The following is a 23,601-nucleotide window of genomic DNA, read 5'->3' as shown; positions in this document are numbered from 1 at the left end:
CTTCGAGACGCCATTCCAAGGGAATGGCTCCTCGGGATGAGGGCTCGAAAAAGTCATCGGCGTGGCCTGATCGCGCCCCATCTGAAGAATTGGAGACCATCATGATTCCGCGACGGACACTCCTGTCGCTTCTCGTCGGCGCGCTCGGCGCCACGAGCCTGCCCGCCTTCGCCCAGCAGGCGCCCTTCGATCTTGGCCCCGAACAGCCCGGTCGTATCCGCGCCGAGAAGGACCCGGCCGCCGTCGCCGCCGTTCCGAGGGGCTTCACTTTCGTCGAGCCCGGCGTGTTCACGGTCGGCATCAGCCCTGGCGGGCCTCCGCTTTCCACCTATGCCACCGATGCCAAAACCGTGGTCGGCGCGGATCCCGACTTCGCTCAGCTCGTCGCCGACAGCCTCGGACTCAAGCTCAACCTCGTGCCGCTCGCCTGGGCCGACTGGCCGCTCGGACTGGCCTCCGGCAAATACGACGCCGTCATCTCGAATGTCGGCGTCACCGAGCAGCGCAAGGAGAAATTCGACTTCTCGACCTATCGCCAGGGCCTGCACGGTTTCTTCGTCAAGGCCGACAGCAAGGTCACCAGCATCAAGGAACCGAAGGACGCGGCGGGGCTGAGCTTCAGCGTCGGCGGCGGCACCAACCAGGAACGCATCCTGGTCGAATGGAGCAAGCAGAATGTCGCTGCCGGCCTGAAGCCGCTGGAGCTGCAGCTCTTCGACGATGAGGCAGCGCGGCTCGTCGCGCTGCGCGCCGGCCGGGTCGACGTCGTCGTTCAGCCCCATGCCCAGCTCGTCTTCGTCGCCGCCCGCGACAAGGACATCAAGCGCATCGGCACGCTGAGCGCCGGCTGGCCGCTCAAATCCGATGTCGCGATCACCACCCGCAAGGGCAGCGGCCTCGTCGACGCGCTGACGCTCGCCACCAACAACCTGATCAAGAGCGGGAAATACCGGCAGGCCCTCGCCCGCTGGGGCATCGAGGAGGAAGCCGTGGAGCGCTCCGAGACCAACCCGCCCGGCCTGCCGAAGTACTGACATGACGAAACGACTGACATGACCAAGCTCTCGATCCGGCACATCGCCTTCCTGACACCGGGCAACTACGACGACGCCGATCCCCGCAGCGGACTCGAAGATTCGCTCTCGCTGTTCGAACATGGGGAAGCTGTCGGCTTCGACAGCGCCTGGGTGCGCCAGCGCCATCTCGAACCCGGGGTCTCCTCAGCGGCGACCTTCCTGGCCGCCGCGACGCAGCGCACGCGCCGGATCGGGCTCGGCACCGCCGTCATCCAGATGGGCTACGAGAATCCGTTCCGGCTGGCGGAAGACCTCTCGCTGGTCGACGTCCTCTCCGGCGGCCGGCTGAACATCGGGCTCAGCGCCGGGCCGCCGCCCTTCGGCAAGCTGCTGGGCCAGCGTCTCTTCGACGGTGATCCGGCGACGATCGATTTCTCGCATGCCCGTGTCGCGCGGCTCGCCGCGAACATCGAGGGCGGCTGGCTCGGCGATCCCGATACGCGCATCACCTCGGCCGCCGGCGAGCATCGGCCGCGGCTGCGCCCGCACGCTCCCGGCCTGCGCCAGCGCCTCTGGTACGGCGGCGGCTCGCTGCGTTCAGCGCGCTGGGCAGCGGAGAACGGCTTCCACCTGCTGGTCGGCAACATCAACATCGGCGAGGAAACCGATGATTTCTTCGAGGCGCAGCGGCGCCATATCGAGACGTTCCGCGAACTTTGGCGCGGCGCAGTCACACCGCGGATCGCAGTCGGCCGCGTCATCGTCCCGATCGACGGAGCAGACGCCGCGACGCGCCAGCGCTATCGCGACTACGCAGCCAGCCGCCACGCCCGCACCCTCGCCCCGCAGGGCGAACGGCGCACGCAATTCGCGCCGGATTTGGTCGGAACGGCGGCCGAGCTGATCGAACGGCTTGCGGCGGACCCGATCCTGCCGCTCGTCGATACCTTACGGCTGGAGCTGCCCTACAACTTCCGCATCGACGACTACCGCCAGATCATTGGCGACTTCGCTGCCCTCGTCGCGCCGGCGCTCGGCTGGCGCGGAGGAGCTGAGCTGAAGGGAGCTGCCTGAACGGCTACCGCTCCTCGATAGCGAGCACAGCGAAGGTCGCGAGCCAGTGCTCGCCCATATAGTCGCCGGCGATATGCGGCAGACCGGCTTCGAGATGCCGCCGCCCGGCATCGTCGATGACCGGGCGCCGCGCATCGCCCGCCGGCAAGGCCGCGGCGAGCGCGCTCCAGCACCAGGCCCGGCTGAGATTGAGCCCGTCGAGATGCGCGATCTTGCCGTCGGTCCGGTCGCTCACGGTGGCCGGCTTGAACAGAATGGCCGGCTTGCTCTGTGCGACATGCGGCAGGAAGCGCTCGAACCAGGGTAGGAACCGTTCCGCCGGAAGCAGGCGGCGCATGCATTCCGCCTCGATCAGGGCCGAGGATTGGAAATCGTCCCCGCTCGGCTCGCCCCAGGCCGGGCAGTCGACATCAGCGCCGTACCAGCGCAGCGCCGTCTCGCGCAGCAGCGTCAGGAACGCCCCATCCTCAGTCGCCGCCGCATAGTCGGCAGCCATCCGCAGGCCGAAGGCGGTGTTGAAATGCGTGCCGACGCGGACCGGATAGGTCGCGATCGGCAGGAAGTCGCGGAAGCGCTGCGCGAAGATCTCGGCGAGCGGCGCCAGTGCCCTGCCCCAGCGCCCATCGTCTAACCCGTCCAGCTCGGCGGCGAGCTTCAGCAGCCAACCCCAGCCATAAGGCCGCTTGAAGCCGCGCGCCGTCGGGGCAGCGAGATAGGCGCATTCGACTGCGATCTTCTCCGGAACGAGCTGCGCATCAAACAAGGCCACGATGTCGGCGGCGGCCTCCATGTTTGGATAGCGCCGCAGCAGGCGGGCCAGCATCCAGTAGCTATGCACGCAGGAATGCCAGTCATAGCTGCCGTAGAACACCGGATGCAGCGCGCTTGGCGTGCGCGCGTCCTCCGGCCCGGCCAAGGTGTGGTCCGGCTTGTTCGGGTACTCCCGCCGGACATGGCCGAGCGCGATCCGGGCGAAGCGCAGCGCAATCTCTTCGGTCAGGGCGGGGGCGGTCATGGCTTGGCTGTCTCCGGTTCGGCGCGACGCATCACGAAGGCGATCAGGCGTGGGGTCATGTAGATGGGAAACTGCGTCGCCGCGAAGAAAAGCGCCATCGTCGGCGAGGTCGCGGCGCCGAGCGCGGACCAGACCAATCCGACATTACGGTTGCCGAGGGTCAGGCCGACGGTCAACCGCGCGGCGAGGCTGCCGGGCGTCAGGACGACGCCGAGCCCCTGCAACGCGATGTTGCAAGCGAAGGCGAGCGCAACGCAGGACAGCGCCATAGTGGGATCGGCCTCGATCTGGACTCGCACTCCGGCCATCGCGGCCAGCGCGAAGATCAGCAGGGCGCCGAGAACGGTTGCATCGACCGTAGCTCCATGCCGGCCCAGCGCCGCACCCGCATGGCGGCGCAACAGCCAGGCGAACGCAGCGGCTCCGGCCGTCAGAGCGAACAGCCGGAATGCCAGCTCATAGGGGTCGAAACCGATACCGCCGAGCCATTGCGCGAGGAGCGGCACCGTCAGAGGCGCGGCCGCCATCGACAGCAAGGTCACCGTAAGCGGCAGCGTCGGGTCGAGGCCAAGCAGCCGCGCCACCGCCGCGTTTCCGCCGGAAGGCGGTGCGCAGACGGCGAGCACCACCGCCAGTGCAAGCTCAGGCGCCAGCCCGGCACCGCGCACCACCGCCGCGACGAGCAGCGGGCAAACCAGCATCACTAGCCCCGGCAGAAAGAGCGACAGGCGCGGTCGCCGCAATGTCATCAGGAAGGCGTTGCCGTCGACCCTGAGCAATGTGCCCAGGACGATCACGAAGATGGCGGCAGCCATTGCCGGGCGCACAGCATCGGCCAGCGCCGGAATCGCGAGGCCTGCGAGCACCCCGACCATCAGCAATGTCGGTCCACCTGGAATGCAGCGCGCAAGAGAGGGGGACATCGCAGCTATCGGCCCGTCGGTACAACGGATGCCGGTGTAGATACCTCCACGACATTCTTGAAATCGATTGTTCGTATATGCATCATTGTCTGCATGAATTTAGCGTCGATCGATCTCAACCTGCTGGTGGCCTTCGAGGCGCTGATCGAGGAGCGCCACGTCACCCGCGCCGCCGGCCGGATCGGCCTGGCGCAGCCCTCGATGAGCAGTGCCCTGCGGCGTTTGCGCGAGTTGTTCGACGACGAGCTGTTCCTGCGCACCGCCTCCGGCATGCAGCCGACCGAGAAGGCGCTGGCGCTTGCCCGGCCGATCGGCGCCGCGCTCGAGCAGATCCGGCAAGCGCTCGCGCCCCGGCAAGGCTTCGAGCCCGCCACATCGAACCGGCGTTTCGCCGTTGCCGTGACGGACTATGGCGATCTCGTCGTCGTCCCCACCCTGGTCAGGCTGCTGCGTCGAGAGGCTCCGGGCGTCGACCTCGCCGTGCGGCCGATCACCGACGCAGGAGACGCTCTGGCGCGGCTGGAGCGGGGCGAACTCGACGCCCTGATCGGCGGCCACCTGCCCGATTCAGCACTCTGCCTGCGCCGGCGCCTGATCGAGGAACGCTTCGTCTGCATCCGGGACCCTGCGCGCGCCGGAGGCGGAGCCGATATGACGCTGAGCGAGTATGCCGCCCTGCCCCACGCCCTGTTCTCGGCGGCCGGTGGCGACGGCCTGCCGAGCGCCATCGATATCGCCCTTGATCAAATGGGGCTGAGGCGCCGCGTCGCCGTCACCCTGCCCCATGTCGTCGCGGTTCCCTTCGCGGTAGCCGGCACCGATCTGGTGGCCACGATGGCCGAGCGGGTTGCCCGCCGCTTTGCAGCAAGCGCCGGCGTCGCAGTGTTGCCGCTCCCCTGCGAAGTGGCCGCCTTCGATATCGACCTGCTGCACGCACGGCGCGCGCTGGCGGACCCCGCGCTGCGCTGGCTCATGAATGCGATCGCCACTGCGGCCGCGGATTGATTCCACGGCTCGCGGCGCCGGAAGCCCGACCGCCTCACTCGATCTTCACATTCGCCTTCTGCGCCACCTCGGCCCAGCGCTTGGTCTCCGAGGCGATATGGGCGGTGAACTGCTCCTGCGACGAGCCGACGGGATCGACGCCGAGCTTCTTGAGCTGGTCGATCACCGCCTGCTCTTTCATGATCGCCTGCGTCTCGGCCGAGAGCTTGGCGACGATCTCTTTCGGCACGCCGGATGGCGCGAAGAAGCCGTGCCAGGAGCTGGCATCATAGCCTGGAATGAACTCGGCCAGCGCCGGCAAGTCCTTGGCGACCTCCAGCCGCTGCGGTGTCGCGGTAGCCAGCGCCCTGATCTTGCCCTCCTGCACATGCGGCCAGGCAATTGTGATGTTGTCGAAGGTGATCTGGATCTGGCCGGAGAGCAGGTCCTGCGTCACCTGCCCGCTCGACCGATAAGGCACATGCGCCATGTCGGTCCCGGTCGCGACCTTGAACAGTTCCGCCGCCATATGGGTCGAGGTGCCCGCCCCAGACGAGCCGAAGGAGTACTTGCCGGGATTTTTCTTGAGCAGGTCGATCAGTTCGGGAACCGTCTTGGCCGGCAGATCGATATTGACCATCAGGATGTTCGGCACACTCGCCACCTGTGAAATCGGCGCGAAGTCCTTGGTGTGGTCGAAGGGCAGCCTGGCATAGACAGCCGGGTTGATCGCATGGGTCGAGACAGTGCCCATGGTCAGCGTGTAGCCATCGGCCGGCGCGCGTGCGACGGCAGCAACACCGGTATTCCCGCCGGCGCCCGGCCGGTTCTCGACGATGAATTTGCCGCCGAGGCGCTGGCCCAGCCGGTCAGCCAGAATGCGCCCGAGCAGGTCGGTGGTGCCGCCGGCCGCGAAGGGCACGACGATGGTGACGACCTTGCTGCCCGGATAGTCGCCTTGCGCGAAGGCAGGCCCAGCCGCAGCCAGGCAAGCGGCGGCGATGATGATCGTTCTGCGGCTGATGCTCATTGGTCTTGTTCCTCCCCGTCACGGACATTCCGCCTTGCGCCTCGTTCTGGGCGCTTGCCCGAGGGATATCACAGGATTGCAGATTTGAAATCTGAAATTTCAGATTGCCGGAACAGGAGGATTGTGCTGTTTGATGCCGGTGTGCGGCGCGGGTCGTTATCCGGCTTTGGTGGATGTTGACTGGCCGCTTCGGAATGATGATGTTGCAGCCTGCCGTCGAACCCGTCGCCCCCGATCTGCTGCGTTCGCTGCGCGAGCACGTGCATGAGCGCCTGCGCCGCGCCATTGTCGCCGGGCGCTTCCGCAATGGCGAGCGGCTGAACGAACGCCAGCTCGCCGAGATGCTCGGCGTCAGCACGACACCGGTGAAGGACGCGATCCGCAAGCTGGAGAGCGAAGGGCTGGTGCGGACGGAGGCGCGGCGCGGCGTCTTCGTCGAGTTCTCGCCGCGGCAGGCGCTGGAGATGGCGCTGGGCCGCGCCGCGCTCGAAAGCGTCATGGCCCATATCGCGGCAAACCACCTGACCGGGAGCGACGAAAGAGAGCTCGCCCGGCTGATCGCCGAGATGGAGCAGGCGACCGAGCATGGCGACCTCGAGGATCTGGTCGCGCTCAACGAGACTTATCACCGCGCGATCCATCGCATTTCGGGCTGCACCTATCTGGAGCGCCGGCTCGACGGCCAGCGCATGTACGATCACGCCCAGCGCATTTCGCTTCATTCGGAGCTGGCCGAACGCCGCCGCGGCTTCGAGGAGCATCGCGGCATCTACGAGGCGCTCCTGGCGCGCGATCCCGCGCTCGCCGAACTCAGGATGCGCCGCCACATCGTCCGCTCGGCGAAGGCCCATGTAAGGCTGGTCTTCGGCGCGGATGCGGAGGGACTGGACTATGACGAATGACAAGGTGCGCAGCGCGCTGCGCGGCATTTCCGGCGTCCATGTCACCGCCTGGAAGGCGGATGGCGAGGCCGACTGGGGCCTGACCGGCAAGATAGTCCGGCGCATCGCCGAGGCCGGCATCCACAATATCGTCTCGGCCGGCAACACCGGTGAGTTCTACCCGATGACGACGGCGGAGGTGGAACGTTCCCACGCCGTCGCAGCCGAGTCTGCCGCCGGCAAGGCGCTGGTCACCGCCGGCATCGGCAGGTCCCTGCGCGAGGCGGTAGCGACCGGCAAGCTCGCCGCCAGGGCCGGCTGCGATGCCGCGATGGTGCATCACCCGCTAGACCCCTTCGCCGCGCCGCAAGCCCAGGCCGACTACATCCTCGCCATCGCCGAGGCGCTGTCGATCCCGCTCGTCGCCTATATCCGTTCGGACGCGATCGGCGTGAAGGACCTGATCCGCGTCGCGACGCATCCGAACGTCGCCGGCGTCAAGTTCGCTTCCAACAACATGATGCTGCTCGCCGATTGCGTACGCGAGACCGAAGGCTCCTCGGCCAACTGGATCTGCGGCCTCGCCGAGGGCTGGGCCGCACCCTTCTATGCGCTCGGCGCGCGCGGCTTCACCTCCGGTCTTATCAATGTCGTGCCCGAGCGCTCGCTCGCTGTCTGGCGTGCGCTGGAAGCCGGTGACTATGCCGCGGCGCGCCGGGAGGTCGATGCCATCGCCGGCTTCGAGAAGCTGCGCACCAAATACGGCAACGGCGCCAACGTCACCGTGGTGAAGGAAGCACTCGGCCTGCTCGGCACCGATGTCGGCCCGGTCAGACTGCCCGGCCTGCCGGAGCTGAACGAGGCCGAGCGGGCGGAATTGCGCGGCATCGTGTCGGGCTGGGGCGCCGTGAAGGCCGCGGCTGAGTGACAGGCCGTCATTCTCGGGCGGAGCGAAGCGCAGACCCGAGAATCTCATGACAAGATGGCACTGGTTTCCGGGATGGTCGGGTCAAGCCCGACCATGACGCCAGAACCGACTAGAACGACAAGAATTCCGAGGAAACGCCCATGTCCCGCCCCCGCAAGACGCCCGAGACCCTGCGCAGCTGGCGCTGGTTCGGGGCGAGCGATCTGCGCTCCTTCGGCCATCGCTCGCGGGCGCTGCAGATGGGCTTGGGCCATGAGGAATTCATGGGCAAGCCGGTCATCGGCATCATCAATACCTGGTCAGAGATCAACCCCTGCCACACGCACCTGCGCGACCGCGCCGAGGCGGTGAAGCGCGCGGTCTGGGCGGCCGGCGGCTTCCCGATCGAAATCCCCGTGATGTCGGTCTCGGAGCAGTACCAGAAGCCGACGACAATGCTCTATCGCAACTTCCTGGCGATGGAGACGGAGGAATCGATCCGCTCCCACCCGCTCGACGGCGCGGTGCTGCTCGGCGGCTGCGACAAGTCCACGCCGGCCCTGATCATGGGCGCCTGCAGCGCGGGGCTTCCCTTCATCTTCGTCCCGGCCGGGCCGATGCTGCGCGGCAACTGGGCCGGCAAGGTGCTGGGTTCCGGCGCCGACGTCTGGAAGTACTGGGCCGAGAAGGAAGCCGGCAACATCACCGACGATCAGTGGCGCGATATGGAAAGCGGCATTGCCCGCTCCTACGGCACCTGCATGGTGATGGGCACGGCCGCGACGATGATGAGCCATGCCGAGGTACTCGGCCTCACCTTGCCCGGCGCCTCCGCCATCCCTGCCGCCGACGCCGCCCATCCACGCATGGCCGCCGCCGCAGGCAAGCGCATCGTCGAGATGGTCTGGGAGGATCTGACGCCGGACCAGATCCTGACCCGCAAGAGCTTCGAGAATGCACTGACGGTCCACATGGCCGTCGCCGGCTCGACCAACGCGATCATCCATCTCGTCGCCATGGCCGGTCGCGCCGGAGTGCCGCTGACACCGGATGATTTCGACGCCTTCTCGCGCACGGTCCCGGTCATCGCGAATTTGCGCCCCTCGGGCGACTTCCTGATGGAGGATTTCTTCTATGCCGGCGGCCTCCCCGCCCTGCTGAAGCAGCTCGAGAGCAAGCTCCACACCGATGCGATGACCGTGACCGGCAAGCCGCTGGCGCAGACCATCGCGCTCGCCAATGTCTATGATGACAACGTCATCCGCCCGCTCGACCGCCCGGTCTCGACGGCCAATGGCCTCGCCGTGCTGAAGGGCAACCTCGCCCCCGATGGCTGCGTCATCAAGCCCTCCGCCGCCGAGCCTCGCCTGCTCAAGCATTCCGGCCCGGCCCTCGTCTTCGAGGATTACGACGCAATGATGCGGGCGGTGAACGACGAGAACCTCGACGTCAGCGCCGACCACATCATGGTGCTGAAGAATTGCGGCCCGGTCGGCGGCCCCGGCATGCCGGAATGGGGCATGCTGCCGATCCCGAAGAAGCTGCTGAAGCAGGGCGTGCGCGACATGCTGCGTATCTCGGATGCCCGCATGTCCGGCACCAGTTACGGCGCCTGCATCCTGCATGTCGCGCCGGAGGCCTATATCAAGGGCCCGCTCGCCGCGGTGCAGACCGGCGACATCATCAGCGTCGACGTCGAGGCCCGCAGCATCTCGGTCAACCTCACCGAAGCAGAGATCGCCGCCCGCCTCGCCGTCTGGACGCCGCCCGACCGCGACTATCCGCGCGGCTGGGGCAAGATGTCCGCGGCCCATATCCGGCAGGCCGACAAGGGCTGCGATTTCGACTATCTCGAAGGCACTGCCAAGGTGGCGGAACCCGAGATTCACTGACGCGAGCAGGAGGCGTCATTCCCGGGCCGCGCCCGGCGCGGAATCGAGAATCTCGAGCCGAGGGAGGCTCCAGAGCCCACTCTCCCGGAGATGCTCGGGGCAAGCCCGAGCATGACGCGCTGCCCTAAAACTCCGCATCGAAGGCGATGGCGTCGAACGCCGCCCGCACCCGCCCCAGCGTTTGTGCGGTGACATAGGCATAGGCACGCTCGGGTGATTGGGCGACAACGCCGCGATCGCTGCCTTGCACATTGATTTCCGAGGACACGGTGAAGCCGACTGCCGGCGTCGTTCGCATTGGTACGGGCATCCCGATGCTCTGGCGAGCGCCCGCCGCCGCAGCCTGGTAGGCGTCGATCAGGATCTGTCCGTCCGGGCGCCAATGGTAGCGTCGGCACAACATTTGCTCGATCGCCAGCGCGCGGGCTCCCCATCCAGTGGCGACGCCGCCCCGCTCCAGCTTGATGCGGGCGAAGCTGACCGTCCCGGCGCTCGGGGACAACCGCACCGTCAAGGCCCCCGTGTCGCCCACAGCCGGGGTCAACGTCACCGAACGCCGGTCTGCGCCTGCCGTAATCGTGCCGGTCTGGCTACCGATGGCGACCGAGAGATTGCCGCCGCTCAGGCCTTCGACGGACAGCGTCAGCGACAGACCGGCGAAGGAGGCAAGGCCCCACAGCGCCGGCTCGACGACCTGCACGATTCCACCTGAGTTCAACGTGATAGCGAAACCGCTGCGCGAAAGATTGGCGCCGCCGCTCGCCGCCTTCCAGCGATCGAACCCGTAGTTTCCCGTCGCAAGCGCTCCGCCCGCGAAGCCGCGCTGGTTGATCTGCATGTCGCCATTGATCAGGAGGTCCGTGCCGCAAGCCCAGGCCGAGCCTGGCAGAACCACGCTTCCCGTCCAGCGATCGATCGCGATTGCATCGTGCCAGGCCGAGCCGTCCCCGCTGACCTTCACCCGGAATTCGTCGTCTCCGGCCAGGCCGAATTCGGCGCGCCCCGACCAGTTGGCCTGGAACAGAACGCTCGCGGTGTTGCCCGCAGCGCCCTTGTTGATCTTGAGGCGATGATCGCCGCCGGCATGGTTGAACAGGCTGGCCTCGGAGGAGACCGCGAGCCGGTTGGTCGCATCCGCAGACGCGTTGATGCCCCAGCGTTCGGCGCCGAGGCTGCTGAGCGGGCTGGCGCGGCGCCATTCCGTCCCGGTCCAGAGATTGTGCTCGGCTTCGTCCGCGACCCAGGCCTGCCAGCCCGCACGCGGCGTCAGGAAGGTCCAGCCGCCATCCTCGAACAGCGCCAGCTGATCGGCCCGGCCGGCGAAGGCGCCGGTGCCGCCCGGGGGCACGATATAGGCGGAAAGCTCCGTCGGCGAGGCCGGCGGCGCGGTCTGCGTGCGACTGTCGACGACGAGGTGGATCAAGGCATCCAGTCGCGTCAGCGCGTCGTTGTGGGTGACGTGCTTCTGCGCCTGTCCGGCGGCGAGCAGGGGTAGGGAAAGTCGGGGGGTGTCGGTCATGTGGCCTCGCGAAGGGGATGCAGCGCCGGGCTGTCGCGAGGGGGATTATCGGGCGATTGCCGAAGCCGGGGATAAGTCGGCCGGCTCAGCCGAACGTGCCATTGCCCATGTCGCCGGGAATGCGTGGAAAGCGCGCCTCCGGCATCAGGTGCCGAGCGGCATGCCATGGATGGCCTTGCCGCCCGGCGCGATCCGCGCCGCCGACGACGCGGCAGAACTCTCCAGCATGAAACCTCTCCCGTTCATCGCCGACATGTTGACCCGACGCCCTTACGACAGCATAGCCGGCGCGAAGACATGACACAGATTTCACCTATGCCATTGCTTCGCCGTTTTTACATTGCCATAAGGGCATAGCTGGGCATCGGCGCGAAACGATTCTTACAGTGCTGGCCTAAATCTTGCTATGCGCCCCGCCAGCATTCGGAGTTCCGGTTTGAACGCCTCCCTCGACAAGCTGCGCCGCGCCGCCGTCCTGATCGGCTGGACCGCCCTCCTCGTGATCGTCGTTTCGACGCTGTCGCCGATCGATGCGCGGCCCCACCTCATGGACCTGGGTGCGGATACCGAACGCTTCCTCGCCTATCTTGCCGCCGGCGCATTGCTCACCTTCGCTTACCCGCGCCAGCGCTGGCTGGTGCTGCCCGGCCTGATCGGTCTGGCCGCAGGTTTGGAATGGCTGCAGACGCTGGAGATGACCCGTCACGGGCTGCCTCATGACGCGCTGGTCAAGATCATGGGGGCGCTTGTCGGCTCCGCCATGGCGAGCTCCTTCGAATATATGCTCCGGCGCTTCCGCAACGCCATCTGAACGTGGAACCCGCCAGATCCAGTGTCTCGATCTGGGCCACCTGTTGGCGGCACAGGCATTGCCACCTCAGCCTTCACGACGGATCCGCTGTGAGCCTGCGTCCCGCTTTGGGACGAGGCGTCGCTGCCGCTCGGATCTGAAGGCGGGGTGACATGAGCGTCAACGATCTGGACAGCACGCTGCTGACAACGTCCGAAAGCCGGCCGCGCCTCTGGCGGTACTGGCTCGGGCCGCTCACTGCGGCGAGCGACGCGATCATCGTCGGCTCTCTCGTCGGTGCGGCGTCGGCCGCCTATTACCTGGTAACTCAGAACGAAATCGGCATGGATCGCGCTGCCCCCGAGCTGGCGGCGATGCTGATGACGATCTTCGTCTTCATCAATCTGATGCAAGGGCGCTATCAGCTCAAAAACTACCTCTCGCCCCAGGGACAGATCGCATCGGCCTTCTCGGTCTGGAACATCACGATGGTCGCTTTCCTGGCGCTCATCTTCGTCGCCAAGATCACTGGTCACTATTCGCGAATCGTCATTTTCACGACCTATTTCGCCGGAATACCGGTGATTGCGCTGTCGCGCTCGCTTCTTGCCCGGTGGGTCGCAGCCGGTAGCAAGGCAGGTCGGATCACGTCCGAGCGCGTGTTCCTGATCGGGCGGGAAGACAACGTGATGTCCTTCGTCGCCCGGCACAAACCCTGGCATGTCGGTTTCGCGATCGCAGACGTTGCGTTCCTGAAATCGGGCCGGGATGGCAATCCGGCGGAACTCTCGGCCAATCTGGCCGCCGCCGTGGCAAATTGCCGGGCCAGGCGGCCCGATGCCGTCCTCATCGCCCTGCCCTGGTCGGAGCAGAAGACCATCGAGGCCTGCGTCGGCGCCTTCACCAATCTTCCGGTCGCGATCCATCTCGCGCCTGAGCCGATCATGGAGCGTTTTGAGACGCCGCATTTCGTTCGCTCCGGCTCGTTTTCCAGCCTGCGCCTGACCCGTCAGCCGCTGTCCGGAGCGGAGATCGCCACCAAGCGCGCGCTCGACATGGTTGCTGCCGTCTCGGGTTTGGTCCTGACCCTGCCGCTCCTCATCATGATCGCCGCGTTGATCCGGCTCGACTCGCCCGGCCCAATCCTCTTCCGGCAGCGTCGCTATGGCTTCAATCAGCAGGCGTTCCGCATCTTCAAGTTCCGGACCATGACCACGACCGACGACGGCCAGGTCGTCGTCCAGGCCAAGCGCAACGATCCCCGGATCACCAGGGTCGGGCAGGTGCTGCGCCGCTACAATCTCGACGAACTGCCCCAGCTTCTGAACGTGATTGCCGGTGACATGTCGCTGGTGGGGCCGCGGCCGCATGCGCTCGCCCATGATGTCGAGTTCCAGTGCAGGATCGCCAACTACGCGCGCCGTCACAACGTCAAGCCGGGCATAACCGGCTGGGCTCAGGTGAACGGCTTTCGGGGCGAGACCGACACCGACGAGAAGATGGCCAAGCGCGTCGCCTATGATCACTGGTACATCGACAACTGGTCGTTCTGGCTCGACGTCGCGATCCTGTTCCGAACGGTGTTCAGTCGAAAGGCTTTCACCAACGCGCGCTAGAACCGGGTCCGGCCAGGTTGAATCAACCTGCTCGGAACCTCCTCTAACTTATTGAGAGAGAACGCATGATCCGGTCGGATTGCGGCGCAATCGGATCGGTGCGTGCTCTGACGCAAGCGTTGCGCGGCCCCGCTCGCCAGCCAGTGCAGCCGGCGCGCAGTCCCTCAGGTCAACAGCCGCCAGACGGTGCGCCCGAACCAGACGGCGCAGCCGAGCATGATCGCCAGCGCCGCCACCAGCGCCACGAGGATCACGAACCGCCCGACGAAAAAGCTCGCCATGCTCGCGGGATTTTCGGGAACGTTGTCGTTCGCCGCCCGCGGCATCCGAGCCGGGCTGGAGATGCGGAACGGGGTGGGGATTCGAGGCACGCGCTCTGGTCGCATGACACGGGCTCGTAGCGTTAAAATTGCGTTAATCCGACACCATGATAATCGACTGAAATCGATCTGCGCAAAAGCTCTAGGTGAGATTTCAGGCGAGTTTGACCGAACAAGATTAACCTTGGGTCAGCCCCAAGGCCGACGCGCCACGCGAGGCGCTACTCCATCACCATCGCGTGGTCATCAGCCGGCGCAGCCGCCTTTTGGCGAGGCGTGCGCAACAGCGCCAGGAAGGGCAGCGCTGCAAGGCAGAGGATCATCAGCAGCTTGAAGTCGTCGACATAGGAAATGATCGTCGCCTGCCGTGTCACGACCTCGTCGAGCGCGGCGCGCCCCGCCAGCGTCAGCGGATCCCAGGCCTCCTTGATCGCCGGCATATCGAAGATGCGGTTGAACGGCGTGACATAATTCGCGATCTCGGCATGGTTCACCTGCACGTTGCGGGTGAGCAGATAGGCGACCAGCGAGATGCCCACGCTCGAGCCGATATTGCGCGAGAGGTTGTAGAGGCCGGTGCCGTCGCCGCGATACTCGGCCGGGAGCGTCGCGAAGGTGATCGTCGTCAGCGGCACGAAGAGCAGTCCGAGCCCCGCCCCCTGCAGGAAGCCGGTCACCATGATGGTCTGTTGCGACACGTCGGGCGTCCAGCCGGCCATATCGTACATCGCCCAGGCGCTGACCAGCAGGCCGGAACCGAGCAGGATGCGTGTATCGACCTTGCCGATCAGCTTCCCGACCATGAACATGCAGGCCATCGTGCCTAAGCCCCGCGGCCCCATGACGATGCCGGCGGTCACCACCGGATAGCCCATCAGCGTCTGCAGATAGGGCGTCATCAGCGCCAGCGACGCCAGGTAGCAGATGCCGACGATGAAGATGAAGATCAGCCCGACGCAGAAATTACGGTCGAGGAAAAGCCGCGGCTTGATGAAGGAATTCTCGGCCGTGAACGTATGCACCACGAGGATATAGAGCGCCGCGACGCAGACCGTCGCCTCGACGACGATCTCGAAGGAGTCGAACCAGTCGAGCTGCGCACCGCGATCGAGGAAGAGCTGCAACGCGCCGATCGCGATGCTGAGCGCGCCGAAACCGACCCAGTCGAGCTTCGCCGATGCACTGGATTTCGTCTCGCTGACGAAGATCGAGACGCCGACCAAAGCCAGGATGCCCAGCGGCAGGTTGATGTAGAACACCCAGCGCCAGGAGATGTTCTCGGTCAGCCAGCCGCCGATCACCGGGCCGAGCACCGGCCCCACCATCACCGAGACGCCGAACAGCGCCATCGCCGAGCCGCGCTCCTCGGGCGTGTAGATGTCGAGCAGGATGCTCTGCGACAGCGGCACCAGCGCCGCGCCGAAGAAGCCCTGCATCAGCCGAAAGCCGACGATCTGGGGGAGCGACTGCGCCGCCCCGCACAGGATCGAGGCGACGACGAAGCCGATGATCGCCACCGACAGCACCCGCTTGCGCCCGAAGCGCGCGGCCAGGAAGCCTGAGGGCGGCGTCATGATCGCGGCCGCGACGATGTAGGAGGTCAGGACCCAGTTGATCTGGTCGGCGCTGGCCGAGACGCTGCCCTGGATATAGGGCAGCGCGACATTGGCAATCGTGGTGTCGAGCGCCTGCATGATCACCGCGAGAATGACGCAGGCGGTGATGGCGCCGCGGTTGGCGACCGGGGTCGCTGCCGCGGCGATGGCGCTAGCCATGGTTGTTCTCTGTCTTCTTGTCCATGCTCGGGTTTTTGCCCGTGCCCGGGTTCTTGCTCATGCCCATCGCCGAGCCAATGAAGTCAGGCATGCCGCGCGCATGGCCGGTGTCGACATCGAGCGTCACGCTCATGCCGGCGCGCAGTTGCGGCCGGTCGGGCGGCGTCTCGATCTTCACCCGCATGGCGATGCGCTGGACGACCTTGACCCAGTTGCCGCTGGTGTTCTGTGCCGGCAGCAGCGAGAAGCTTGCCGCCGAGGCCGGGCTGATGCTGTCGACCGTGCCGCTCCAGTTCGCGCCTGGATAGGTGTCGACATAGATTTCGGCCTTCTGCCCCGGCCGCACCCAGGTCAGCTCGGTCTCCTTGGGGTTCGCCTGGATCCAGACATGGTCCGTGGAAACCAGGCTGAAGGCGTTGGTCGCCTCTGCCAGATATTGCCCCTTCTGCAGCGAGGGCACGTTGGTGACGATGCCGTCCATCGATGCGCGCACCACGGTATGGTCGAGCTGGCGGGCTGCCTCGGCGCGGGCGGCGACGGCGTCGCGGTAGCGCGGATGTTCCTCGATCGGCGCATCGGGCTTGCCGTTCAGGCCGGCGGCGATGCCGGCGAGCTGGGTCTGCAACTGCACCAGCTTCTGCTGCGAGCCGTCGAGATCGTGCTTGGCCTGATCGTAGGTCGCCTGCGACGCGACGGATTTCGTGGCGAGGTCCTGCTGGCGCTTGAACGTGGTCTGGAAGAACGCGATATCGCTCTCGGCCTGGGCGATCTGGCTTTGCATGCCCTTGTAGGTCGCCTTCAGCGCCGCGAGATCGTTGCTGACCACGCCGATCTGCGCGTCGGCCCGCTCCAGCGCGAAGCGGAACGGCTTGTCGTCGAGCCGGAAGAGCACTTCGCCGGCCTTCACCGGCTGGTTGTCGCGGACATCGACCTCGCTGACGATCCCCGCGACATCCGTCGAGATGCCGACGATGTCGGCCTGCACGTAAGCGTTGTCGGTCGACATCACCTGACCGCCGGTGACGTAGGTATATCCGCCCGCGATCAGCGCGACCGGCAGCAGCGCGAAGAGCAACTGGCGCTTGCGGTTGCGCGCGGGGCGCGTCGGCGAGGGAGCGGAAGCGGCGACCGGCGTCGTCTCGGGCGTATTGCCGGCGGGCGCAGGCGGCGCCTTCATCTCTCCCGCGCGCTTGATCTCGGTCACATTGTCACGCGGCTCGGGTTCGCGAGCATTCTCCACGCCGGCATCGGTTCTTCTGGCAACGTCATCCATGGCGGACCTGTCCTTCGGCCGCCGGCGATTGGCAGGCGGCCACAAGATTCTCTTTCATGGTTTCGAGGAGGCCGAGCAGTCGCGCGCGCTCCGCTTCAGGAATCGTGCCGAACGCCTCTGCCCGCGTGACTTCGCCGAGCGCGCGCATCGTTTCGAGCGTCGGCCCCGCCTTCTCGGTCAGGTAGAGCTGCCAGCTGCGCCGGTCGTTCGGATTGGGCCTGCGCTCGACCAGCCCGCAGCTCTCAAGCTTGTCGACGATCCGGCCGACGGTGATCGGCTCGACGTCGATCAGCTCGGCGAGCATCCCCTGCTGGATGCCGGCATTCCGGTCGAGATAGGCGAGCACCTGCCATTGTGAGCGCGTCAGGCCAGTGTCGCGGGCGTTCTGCTCGAAGCGCTTGCGCAGCAGACGCGCGACGTCGTGCAGGAGGAAGCCCACGGTCGGCGGTGGCTTTGTAGGCATGCTTGTCATAAGCATCTATATAATATTTCGATACAGCTATGCACAACCGCCTGTGCCGCAACCCTCCGTCGCTTCACCTGCATTGCCAGCCCGGATGTGCGGCGACTACGGTTCCGCATCGGAACATTGTCGGCGAAACGGCCGGACGGATCCGAGCGAGGGGGATAGCCAGTCGTGACGCGTTGGATTCGCAGGCAGTTGTCGTCGCTGTCGGGCGTAGGCTTGGTCTTGGGAACGCTGCTGTTCGCAGCAGCTCTGACGCCGACTCTCGTACCGCGCAGCTATCTCACGCAGGGTGCGCTCGCCGGCATCTGCTTTGCGATCGGCTATGGCCTCGGCGTTCTGTCGCGACAGCTCTGGCGCTATCTCGAACTCCCCGAGCCGTCGGACCGGCTGCGGCGGCCGACCAATGCCGTGGCACTTCTCTTGTCCCTGCTGATCGCGCTGCTGTTCCTGTGGAAAGCGGCCGAGTGGCAGAATTCCGTTCGCGCGGTCGTCGGTCTGAGTCATTTGCCGAGTTCTCACCCGACCAAGCTGTGCCTCATGGCATTCGCGACCTTTGTGCTGGTGCTGGTCATCGCGCGCCTGTTCAAGCGGCTGGCCGACTGGCTGGTCGGCGTCACCCGGCGCTTCATCCCTGCCCGGCTCGCCACCGTGATCGGCGTCGGCCTGGCCGCGCTCCTGTTCTGGTCGCTGGCGAGCAACGTCCTGGCGAGCGCGGTCTTCCGCATGCTGGATTCCTCCTATCGCGAACTGGATGCCCGGCTCGAGCCCGAGCGGCCGCAACCCACCGCCCCGAACAAGACCGGCAGCCCGGCCTCGCTCGTGAACTGGCAGGAACTCGGCCGTGCCGGTCGTGAATTCATCGCCGCTGGCCCGACCGCCGCGCGGATCAGCGCCGAGACCGGGCATCCGGCAATGGAGCCCATCCGGGTCTATGTCGGTCTGCGCGGCGCCCAGACGGCCGAGGCGCGGGCCAGGCTCGCTCTGGAGGAACTCAAGCGCGTCGGCGGCTTTTCGCGTTCGACGCTCGTCGTCGTGACGCCGACGGGCACCGGCTGGGTCGATCCTTCCGCGATGGATGCGCTGGAACATCTGCGCGATGGCGATGTCGCCAGCGTCGCGGTGCAGTACTCCTATCTGAGCAGCCCCCTCTCGCTCCTGACCCAGCCGGAATACGGAGCCGAGACCGCCCGCGCGCTCTTCCGCGAGATCTATCGCCACTGGACCGCCCTGCCCCATGACGCGCGGCCGAAGCTCTATCTGCACGGCCTCAGCCTGGGCGCGATGAACTCCGAGAAATCCGCCGAGCTGTTCGAGATGATCGGCGATCCGATCGACGGCGCGCTCTGGAGCGGCCCGCCCTTCGAGACCCGGAACTGGCGCTCGATCACCGAGGCCCGCAATCCCGGCACCCCGCAATGGCTGCCCGAATTCCGGGACGGCCGCATCGTGCGCTTCATGAACCAGAACGGCCCGACGGTCCCGCCCGATCGACCCTGGGGGCCGATGCGGCTGGTCTATCTGCAATATGCGAGCGACCCGATCACCTTCTTCGACTATCGCGATGCCTATCGGCAGCCGGACTGGATGAAGCAGCCGCGCGGGCCGGACGTGTCGTCCGAGCTACGCTGGTATCCGATCGTCACGATGCTGCAGCTAGCGCTCGACATGGCCGTGGCGACCAGCACCCCCATCGGCTACGGCCATGTCTATGCGCCCGAACACTATGTCGAGGCGTGGACGGCCGTCCTCGGCACCGGCCGCTGGTCGGCTGAGGAACTCGCGGCCCTGAAGCGGCATCTGGCCGAGCGGGCGCGGGCTCGGGCAGGCGCCAATCGCCCCGACGACGACCCATACGACAACCGGGGCGGATAGCTCCGCGGATGAAAGAACGGCAAAGGGGGCTTGATCCTGATCGCGTTTGCGGCTGTGCTGCTGCATCTCTGGCCAGGGGGCCCTCCGGGAAGCCGATGGACGCCACGCGATCACCAGCTCCAGGATCAATGACAGGGGCCATGCTGTCCTAGCATCGGCCACCCCTTTGCCTTTCACCATGATGCATCGCTTCGACTCTGACCAATCGCGATGGAGGACCGATGAGACAGCTAGGGTTTAGGGCCGGAGGTTCCGGTGCCGGAATCGGTTCGTTGAGTGGAAGCCTGCTTCTGGCGCTGTTGCTCTCAGGCTGTGGCGGCGGCGAGGCGCTGTCGCCGGTGGCGAGCGTCGCGGACGCCGCCCCGCCCCCGACCAATGTCACGCGTGATGCGCTGGTGGGCCGCTGGGGCATCGCCTCCTTCCACACCGAAAAGGACCGCAAGCGCACCGAGGCCGAAGCGCGGGCGCAATGCAAGCAGCCCTATACGATCACGAAGGGCCCCGGCGACGGTGTGATGATGCATGTCGCCGACGACCCCAAGCCCTATGAGCTGCGGCTGAAGGCCGGCCCGGGCGGCAAGAGCTATGTCGGATTCGAGGCGCCGGCCGGCGATCCGCAGGATCGCGAGCTGCTTTCGGTATCGCAGAAGGAGCTGGTGATGCGCTTCGTCGATCCGGACGCGAACCGGCGCTACGGCACCTTCGTCTACAGCCGCTGCTGATCTGGAGCTGACGGGACATGAACCTCTCAAAGACCCTCGCCGGCATCGGCCTTGCTGCCGGCTTCGCCTGCCTGCCGCTGCTAGCCCTCTCCGGCGCCTCCCTCGCGCAGCCGCGCGCCCCGGCGGGGATGAAGGAGACGATGGATATCGGGGACGAGCCCGGCCGTGTCTCCACCGAAGAGGTCAGCATCACCGAGGGCCCCTATGCCCGCCAGATGGTGCTGTTCCGCTCCAGCGAGGCGCCCGGCACCGTCGTGATCCATTCCGGCGAGCGCTTCCTCTATGTCGTCCAGGGCAATGGCCGCGCGTTGCGCTACGGCATCGGCGTCGGCCGCGAGGGCTTTACCTGGTCGGGCCAGGTCCAGATCAGCCGCAAGTCCGAATGGCCCGATTGGCGCCCGCCGCCGGAGATGCTGCAGCGCCAGCCCTATTTGCCGCGCTTCATGGCTGGTGGTCCCGGCAACCCGATGGGCGCGCGCGCGCTCTATCTCGGCTCGACCGTCTTCCGCATCCACGGCACCAACCAGCCCGAGACGATCGGCGAGGCGATCTCGTCCGGCTGCTTCCGGCTCGCCAATGGCGACATCGTCGATCTCTACGAGCGGGTCCCTGTGGGGACCAAGGTGATCATCCGCCACAACGCCACGCTGTGACTGGCGCCGTGCGCAACCGAATCCGAAGGGAAAAGAGAGCCATGTCCAAGGCCTCATGGTTTCGCCTGCCCGGCCTCGCCGCCGGCGCCGCGCTTGCCGCCACTCTGGCGGCTCCGGCCGTTGCAGGCACACTCGATACGGTGAAACAGCGCGGCACGCTCCAATGCGGCGTGAGCGAGGGCGTGCTCGGTTTCTCGGCAAAGGATGCCGAGGGCAAATGGAGCGGCTTCGACGTCGACTTCTGCCGCGCCGTCGCGGCCGCCGTCCTCGGCGATGCGAACAAGGTCGCCTTCACGCCGCTCTCCGCCAGCGAGCGCTTCGATGCGCTGAAGGGTGGCAAGGTCGACCTGCTGGCACGCAACTCGACCTGGACACTCGGCCGCGAGGCCGAATTGGGTCTCGCCTTCGCAGGCATCACCTATCACGACGGCCAGGGCTTCCTGGCGAAGCGCTCGCTCAAGGTCGACGACGCGTTGTCTCTGGACAAGGCGAAAATCTGCGTCGAGGCCGGCACCACGACCCAGCTCAACCTTGCCGACTTCTTCAAGTCCAATTCCATGACCTATGAGGAGAAGGTCTATCCGAGCGCGGCGGAAGCCTTCGCCGCCTTCGAGAGCGGACAATGCGACGCGCTGACCCGCGACCAGTCGGCTCTGCATGGCGAGCGGCTCAGGCTGGCGAAGCCGGCGGACGCGATCGTGCTGCCGGATGTGATCTCGAAGGAGCCCCTGGGTCCGGTGGTGCGCAGCGACGACTTCCCCTGGTTCAACGTGGTGAAGTGGGTGAACTTCGCGCTGGTCAACGCCGAAGAGCTCGGCATTTCCACCGGCAATGTCGACGAGGCCCTGAAATCGCAGAAGCCCGACGCACGCCGCTTCACCGGCGCGGAAGGCGGCTTCGGCAAGGCGATGGGGCTCGATGCGGACTGGGCGATCCGGGCGGTCAAGGCGACCGGGAACTATGCCGAGATCTACGAGCGCAACCTCGGGACCGGCTCGAAGCTCGGCATCCCCCGCGGCCTCAACCAGCTCTGGAGCATGGGCGGCGTGCTCTACGCGCCCCCGCTGCGGTAAAATACGCGCGACCTTCGACGGGAGCGGGCACAGGCCCGCTCTCGGCACGGCATCAGCGGCAGAAGCTGAGCAATTTCAAGTTTCAAGGAGATGGGTGGTGGGGGAAGCAGGACTCGAACCTGCGAAGGCATAGCCAGCGGATTTACAGTCCGCCCCCTTTGCCGCTCGGGACATTCCCCCGCCTGCGCCCATGATCGGCCTGTGGGGCCGAGGGCCGCCGATATGTCACTTTCGCGACGACCGGCAGGCGCGGCCGGACTTATGGTGACCGGGCCGCCCCCTGTCAACGGCAAAACGACCGAAGGCGCGAATTCCCTGTGAAGCGCGCCCGGCTGAAATCGCTCAGCTCGCAGCGCCGAGGCGCTTCAGGATGAAATCGACTCGGGTTTCGACGCTTTCCTGGGGCAATTCGACGAGATCATAGCCATAACGAGGATAGGTCCGGGCCATCGCCTCATAGGTCCGCTCGGCCTCGGCGAAATCCTGCTTGCGCTCGGCATCCTGCCCGAAGATGGCGGGCCATGGCGGCGCGATGAACACCGTCCTGCGATAACGGAATCGTTCCGCCGCAGCCCCGGCATACGGCGGCACCGGAAGCCCGCAGAGCGCGAGATAGCCCACGATGTCGGGCAATCCACGGTCGAAGAAGACAAGCTCGCCTCGTCCACACGCCTCATCGTAGCTACGCAGATCGGCAGCGAGCATCAGCTCCGCGAAGAGCGCGCGATTCTTCCACGGCAATCCCTCGCCGCCGATCGCCTGCTGATCGCGGATGATCGCCCGGCCGGCCTCGGGCCGCACGGCATGGCCGCGTTTCGCGAGCGCCTCGATCAGGGTCGTCTTGCCAGAGCCGGGCCCTCCCGTGAGGACGATCAGCCGATCTGTCCTGTCTGTCATGGTCGATCCTTTCCTCTGCGATCCGTCCACGTCCTGCGCTTGGCTCTGGCCAAGCGCCTCGCGCCATGGCACGGCACTCCGGTCAATCTGGAGAATGCGATGGCCCCGCCATTCCGCCCGAAACAAGCCAGGCCTGCCAGCGGCCGCCCAGGCGCCCCCCGCCGCGCCGGTGGCCCACCGCCGCATCGGCCCGGCGATATCGACGAGGCCGTGCTTTACGGCGTCCATCCCGTGGTCGAGGCCCTGCGCAACCCGGAGCGCCGGCACCGGCGCCTGCTCGCCACCGAGAACGGGTTGCGGCGGCTGCAGGAAGTGGTGGGCACGCTCCCTCTCGAACCCGAGATCGTGCGCCCCTCCGAGATCGACCGGCTGCTCACGCCTGATTCGGTGCATCAAGGCCTTTATCTGGTCTGCGATCCCCTGCCCTCGCCCGAGCTCGACGACCTGGCGGACGACGCCGTCGTCCTGGCGCTCGACCAGATCACCGACCCTCACAATGTCGGCGCCATCCTGCGCTCTGCGGCAGCCTTCGGCGCAGCGGCGGTCATCGTCACCATCCGCCATTCGCCCGCGGCCACCGGCGTGCTGGCGAAATCGGCCTCCGGCGCGCTGGAGCATGTGCCTGTGATCTCCGTCCGCAACCTCGGCGATGCGCTCGAGACGCTCGGCAAGCGCGGCTTCCTGCGCATCGGCTTCGATTCGGATGGAGACGTCGCGCTCGACGAAGTGACGCTGAAGCGGCCCCTCGTCATGGTAATGGGAGCGGAAGGCAAGGGCCTGCGTCAGCGCACCCGCGAAATGTGCGATCACGTCGCGCGGCTTGAAGTCCCGGGTGCGATTACCAGCCTCAACGTCTCGAACGCCACGGCGATCGCGCTCTACGTCGCAAGCCGCCGCTAG

Annotated in this window: 21 protein-coding genes, 1 tRNA gene and 1 pseudogene; 13 read left to right on the top strand and 10 right to left on the bottom strand. The window is 66.5% G+C overall.

Features of this window, described 5'->3' with window-relative positions; all coding sequences use genetic code 11:
- The first annotated feature begins 101 nt into the window (after positions 1-101).
- Both AC1DNE_RS03880 and AC1DNE_RS03875 read left to right on the top strand, forming a co-directional pair.
- Positions 102-1,034: an ABC transporter substrate-binding protein gene (locus AC1DNE_RS03880; protein ID WP_441471764.1), complete on the top strand. Its 933-nt coding sequence runs from the start codon at positions 102-104 to the stop codon at positions 1,032-1,034.
- A gap of 18 nt (positions 1,035-1,052) precedes the next feature.
- Entirely contained in the window at positions 1,053-2,090 is a 1,038-nt protein-coding gene (locus AC1DNE_RS03875) for an LLM class flavin-dependent oxidoreductase (RefSeq protein WP_441471763.1), read from the top strand.
- Positions 2,091-2,094: 4 nt separating this feature from the next.
- Here the strand turns inward: AC1DNE_RS03875 and AC1DNE_RS03870 are convergent, their stop codons facing one another.
- On the bottom strand, positions 2,095-3,105 hold the full coding sequence (locus AC1DNE_RS03870; RefSeq protein ID WP_476765916.1) for a DUF2891 domain-containing protein: 1,011 nt from the start codon (positions 3,103-3,105) through the stop codon (positions 2,095-2,097).
- A complete protein-coding gene (locus tag AC1DNE_RS03865) occupies positions 3,102-4,028 on the bottom strand; it encodes a hypothetical protein (RefSeq protein WP_441471761.1) in 927 nt (308 codons plus the stop codon). Before AC1DNE_RS03865 ends, AC1DNE_RS03870 begins: the two co-directional genes overlap by 4 nt.
- A gap of 93 nt (positions 4,029-4,121) precedes the next feature.
- Between AC1DNE_RS03865 and AC1DNE_RS03860 the strand changes: the two genes are divergently transcribed.
- Complete coding sequence (locus tag AC1DNE_RS03860; protein WP_441471760.1) at positions 4,122-5,033, top strand: LysR family transcriptional regulator; 912 nt, start codon at positions 4,122-4,124, stop codon at positions 5,031-5,033.
- Positions 5,034-5,067: 34 nt separating this feature from the next.
- Here the strand turns inward: AC1DNE_RS03860 and AC1DNE_RS03855 are convergent, their stop codons facing one another.
- Positions 5,068-6,042, bottom strand: coding sequence for a Bug family tripartite tricarboxylate transporter substrate binding protein (locus AC1DNE_RS03855; protein WP_441471759.1), 975 nt, complete (start codon positions 6,040-6,042; stop codon positions 5,068-5,070).
- A 200-nt stretch (positions 6,043-6,242) separates the two neighbouring features.
- Between AC1DNE_RS03855 and AC1DNE_RS03850 the strand changes: the two genes are divergently transcribed.
- From AC1DNE_RS03850 to araD, 3 genes are all read left to right on the top strand, one after another.
- Positions 6,243-6,944, top strand: coding sequence for a GntR family transcriptional regulator (locus AC1DNE_RS03850; protein ID WP_441471758.1), 702 nt, complete (start codon positions 6,243-6,245; stop codon positions 6,942-6,944).
- Complete coding sequence (locus AC1DNE_RS03845) at positions 6,934-7,851, top strand: dihydrodipicolinate synthase family protein (RefSeq protein ID WP_441471757.1); 918 nt, start codon at positions 6,934-6,936, stop codon at positions 7,849-7,851. The genes AC1DNE_RS03850 and AC1DNE_RS03845 overlap by 11 nt, the downstream gene beginning before the upstream one ends.
- Positions 7,852-7,991: 140 nt before the next feature.
- Positions 7,992-9,722 carry an L-arabinonate dehydratase gene (gene araD, locus AC1DNE_RS03840; RefSeq protein WP_476765915.1) on the top strand — a complete coding sequence of 577 codons (1,731 nt, stop codon included), beginning with the start codon at positions 7,992-7,994 and terminating at the stop codon, positions 9,720-9,722.
- Positions 9,723-9,846: 124 nt separating this feature from the next.
- On the opposite strand, the gene AC1DNE_RS03835 is transcribed toward araD, so the two are convergent.
- Positions 9,847-11,241 (bottom strand): DUF2793 domain-containing protein, encoded by a 1,395-nt coding sequence (locus tag AC1DNE_RS03835; protein WP_441471755.1) that lies wholly within the window; start codon positions 11,239-11,241, stop codon positions 9,847-9,849.
- Positions 11,242-11,335: 94 nt separating this feature from the next.
- Positions 11,336-11,469, bottom strand: a pseudogene (locus AC1DNE_RS03830) (aspartate/glutamate racemase family protein); the annotation flags it as partial.
- 208 nt (positions 11,470-11,677) lie between these two features.
- Here AC1DNE_RS03830 and AC1DNE_RS03825 point away from each other — a divergent pair.
- Positions 11,678-12,052 (top strand): VanZ family protein, encoded by a 375-nt coding sequence (locus tag AC1DNE_RS03825; protein WP_441471754.1) that lies wholly within the window; start codon positions 11,678-11,680, stop codon positions 12,050-12,052.
- 152 nt (positions 12,053-12,204) lie between these two features.
- Positions 12,205-13,647, top strand: a complete 1,443-nt coding sequence (locus AC1DNE_RS03820; protein ID WP_441471753.1) for an undecaprenyl-phosphate glucose phosphotransferase — start codon at positions 12,205-12,207, stop codon at positions 13,645-13,647.
- Between the two features lie 541 nt (positions 13,648-14,188).
- Here AC1DNE_RS03820 and AC1DNE_RS03815 read toward each other — a convergent pair.
- The 3 genes from AC1DNE_RS03815 to AC1DNE_RS03805 are packed head-to-tail and all read right to left on the bottom strand — an operon-like array spanning position 14,189 to position 17,478.
- Positions 14,189-15,742 (bottom strand): DHA2 family efflux MFS transporter permease subunit, encoded by a 1,554-nt coding sequence (locus AC1DNE_RS03815; RefSeq protein ID WP_441471752.1) that lies wholly within the window; start codon positions 15,740-15,742, stop codon positions 14,189-14,191.
- Positions 15,735-17,015 (bottom strand): HlyD family secretion protein, encoded by a 1,281-nt coding sequence (locus tag AC1DNE_RS03810; RefSeq protein ID WP_441471751.1) that lies wholly within the window; start codon positions 17,013-17,015, stop codon positions 15,735-15,737. The genes AC1DNE_RS03815 and AC1DNE_RS03810 overlap by 8 nt, the downstream gene beginning before the upstream one ends.
- On the bottom strand, positions 17,008-17,478 hold the full coding sequence (locus AC1DNE_RS03805; RefSeq protein WP_441471750.1) for a MarR family winged helix-turn-helix transcriptional regulator: 471 nt from the start codon (positions 17,476-17,478) through the stop codon (positions 17,008-17,010). Before AC1DNE_RS03805 ends, AC1DNE_RS03810 begins: the two co-directional genes overlap by 8 nt.
- A 174-nt stretch (positions 17,479-17,652) precedes the next feature.
- Between AC1DNE_RS03805 and AC1DNE_RS03800 the strand changes: the two genes are divergently transcribed.
- From AC1DNE_RS03800 to AC1DNE_RS03785, 4 genes are all read left to right on the top strand, one after another.
- Positions 17,653-19,356: an alpha/beta hydrolase gene (locus AC1DNE_RS03800; RefSeq protein WP_476765913.1), complete on the top strand. Its 1,704-nt coding sequence runs from the start codon at positions 17,653-17,655 to the stop codon at positions 19,354-19,356.
- A 272-nt stretch (positions 19,357-19,628) separates the two neighbouring features.
- Positions 19,629-20,078 (top strand): hypothetical protein, encoded by a 450-nt coding sequence (locus tag AC1DNE_RS03795; RefSeq protein ID WP_441471748.1) that lies wholly within the window; start codon positions 19,629-19,631, stop codon positions 20,076-20,078.
- 17 nt (positions 20,079-20,095) lie between these two features.
- Positions 20,096-20,731 carry a L,D-transpeptidase gene (locus AC1DNE_RS03790; RefSeq protein WP_441471747.1) on the top strand — a complete coding sequence of 212 codons (636 nt, stop codon included), beginning with the start codon at positions 20,096-20,098 and terminating at the stop codon, positions 20,729-20,731.
- A 41-nt stretch (positions 20,732-20,772) separates the two neighbouring features.
- Complete coding sequence (locus AC1DNE_RS03785) at positions 20,773-21,804, top strand: amino acid ABC transporter substrate-binding protein (protein WP_476765912.1); 1,032 nt, start codon at positions 20,773-20,775, stop codon at positions 21,802-21,804.
- 95 nt (positions 21,805-21,899) lie between these two features.
- Here the strand turns inward: AC1DNE_RS03785 and AC1DNE_RS03780 are convergent.
- A tRNA-Tyr gene (locus tag AC1DNE_RS03780) sits at positions 21,900-21,984 on the bottom strand.
- Positions 21,985-22,146: 162 nt separating this feature from the next.
- Positions 22,147-22,701, bottom strand: a complete 555-nt coding sequence (locus AC1DNE_RS03775) for an AAA family ATPase (protein ID WP_476765911.1) — start codon at positions 22,699-22,701, stop codon at positions 22,147-22,149.
- Positions 22,702-22,800: 99 nt separating this feature from the next.
- On the opposite strand from AC1DNE_RS03775, the gene rlmB reads away from it, so the two are divergent.
- Complete coding sequence (gene rlmB / locus AC1DNE_RS03770) at positions 22,801-23,601, top strand: 23S rRNA (guanosine(2251)-2'-O)-methyltransferase RlmB (protein WP_476765910.1); 801 nt, start codon at positions 22,801-22,803, stop codon at positions 23,599-23,601.

It is taken from the genome of Allobosea sp. 05L423 (assembly GCF_056397745.1).
Note: the sequence above shows the minus strand (reverse complement) of the source record. Positions and strands in the feature narration are given on the sequence as shown.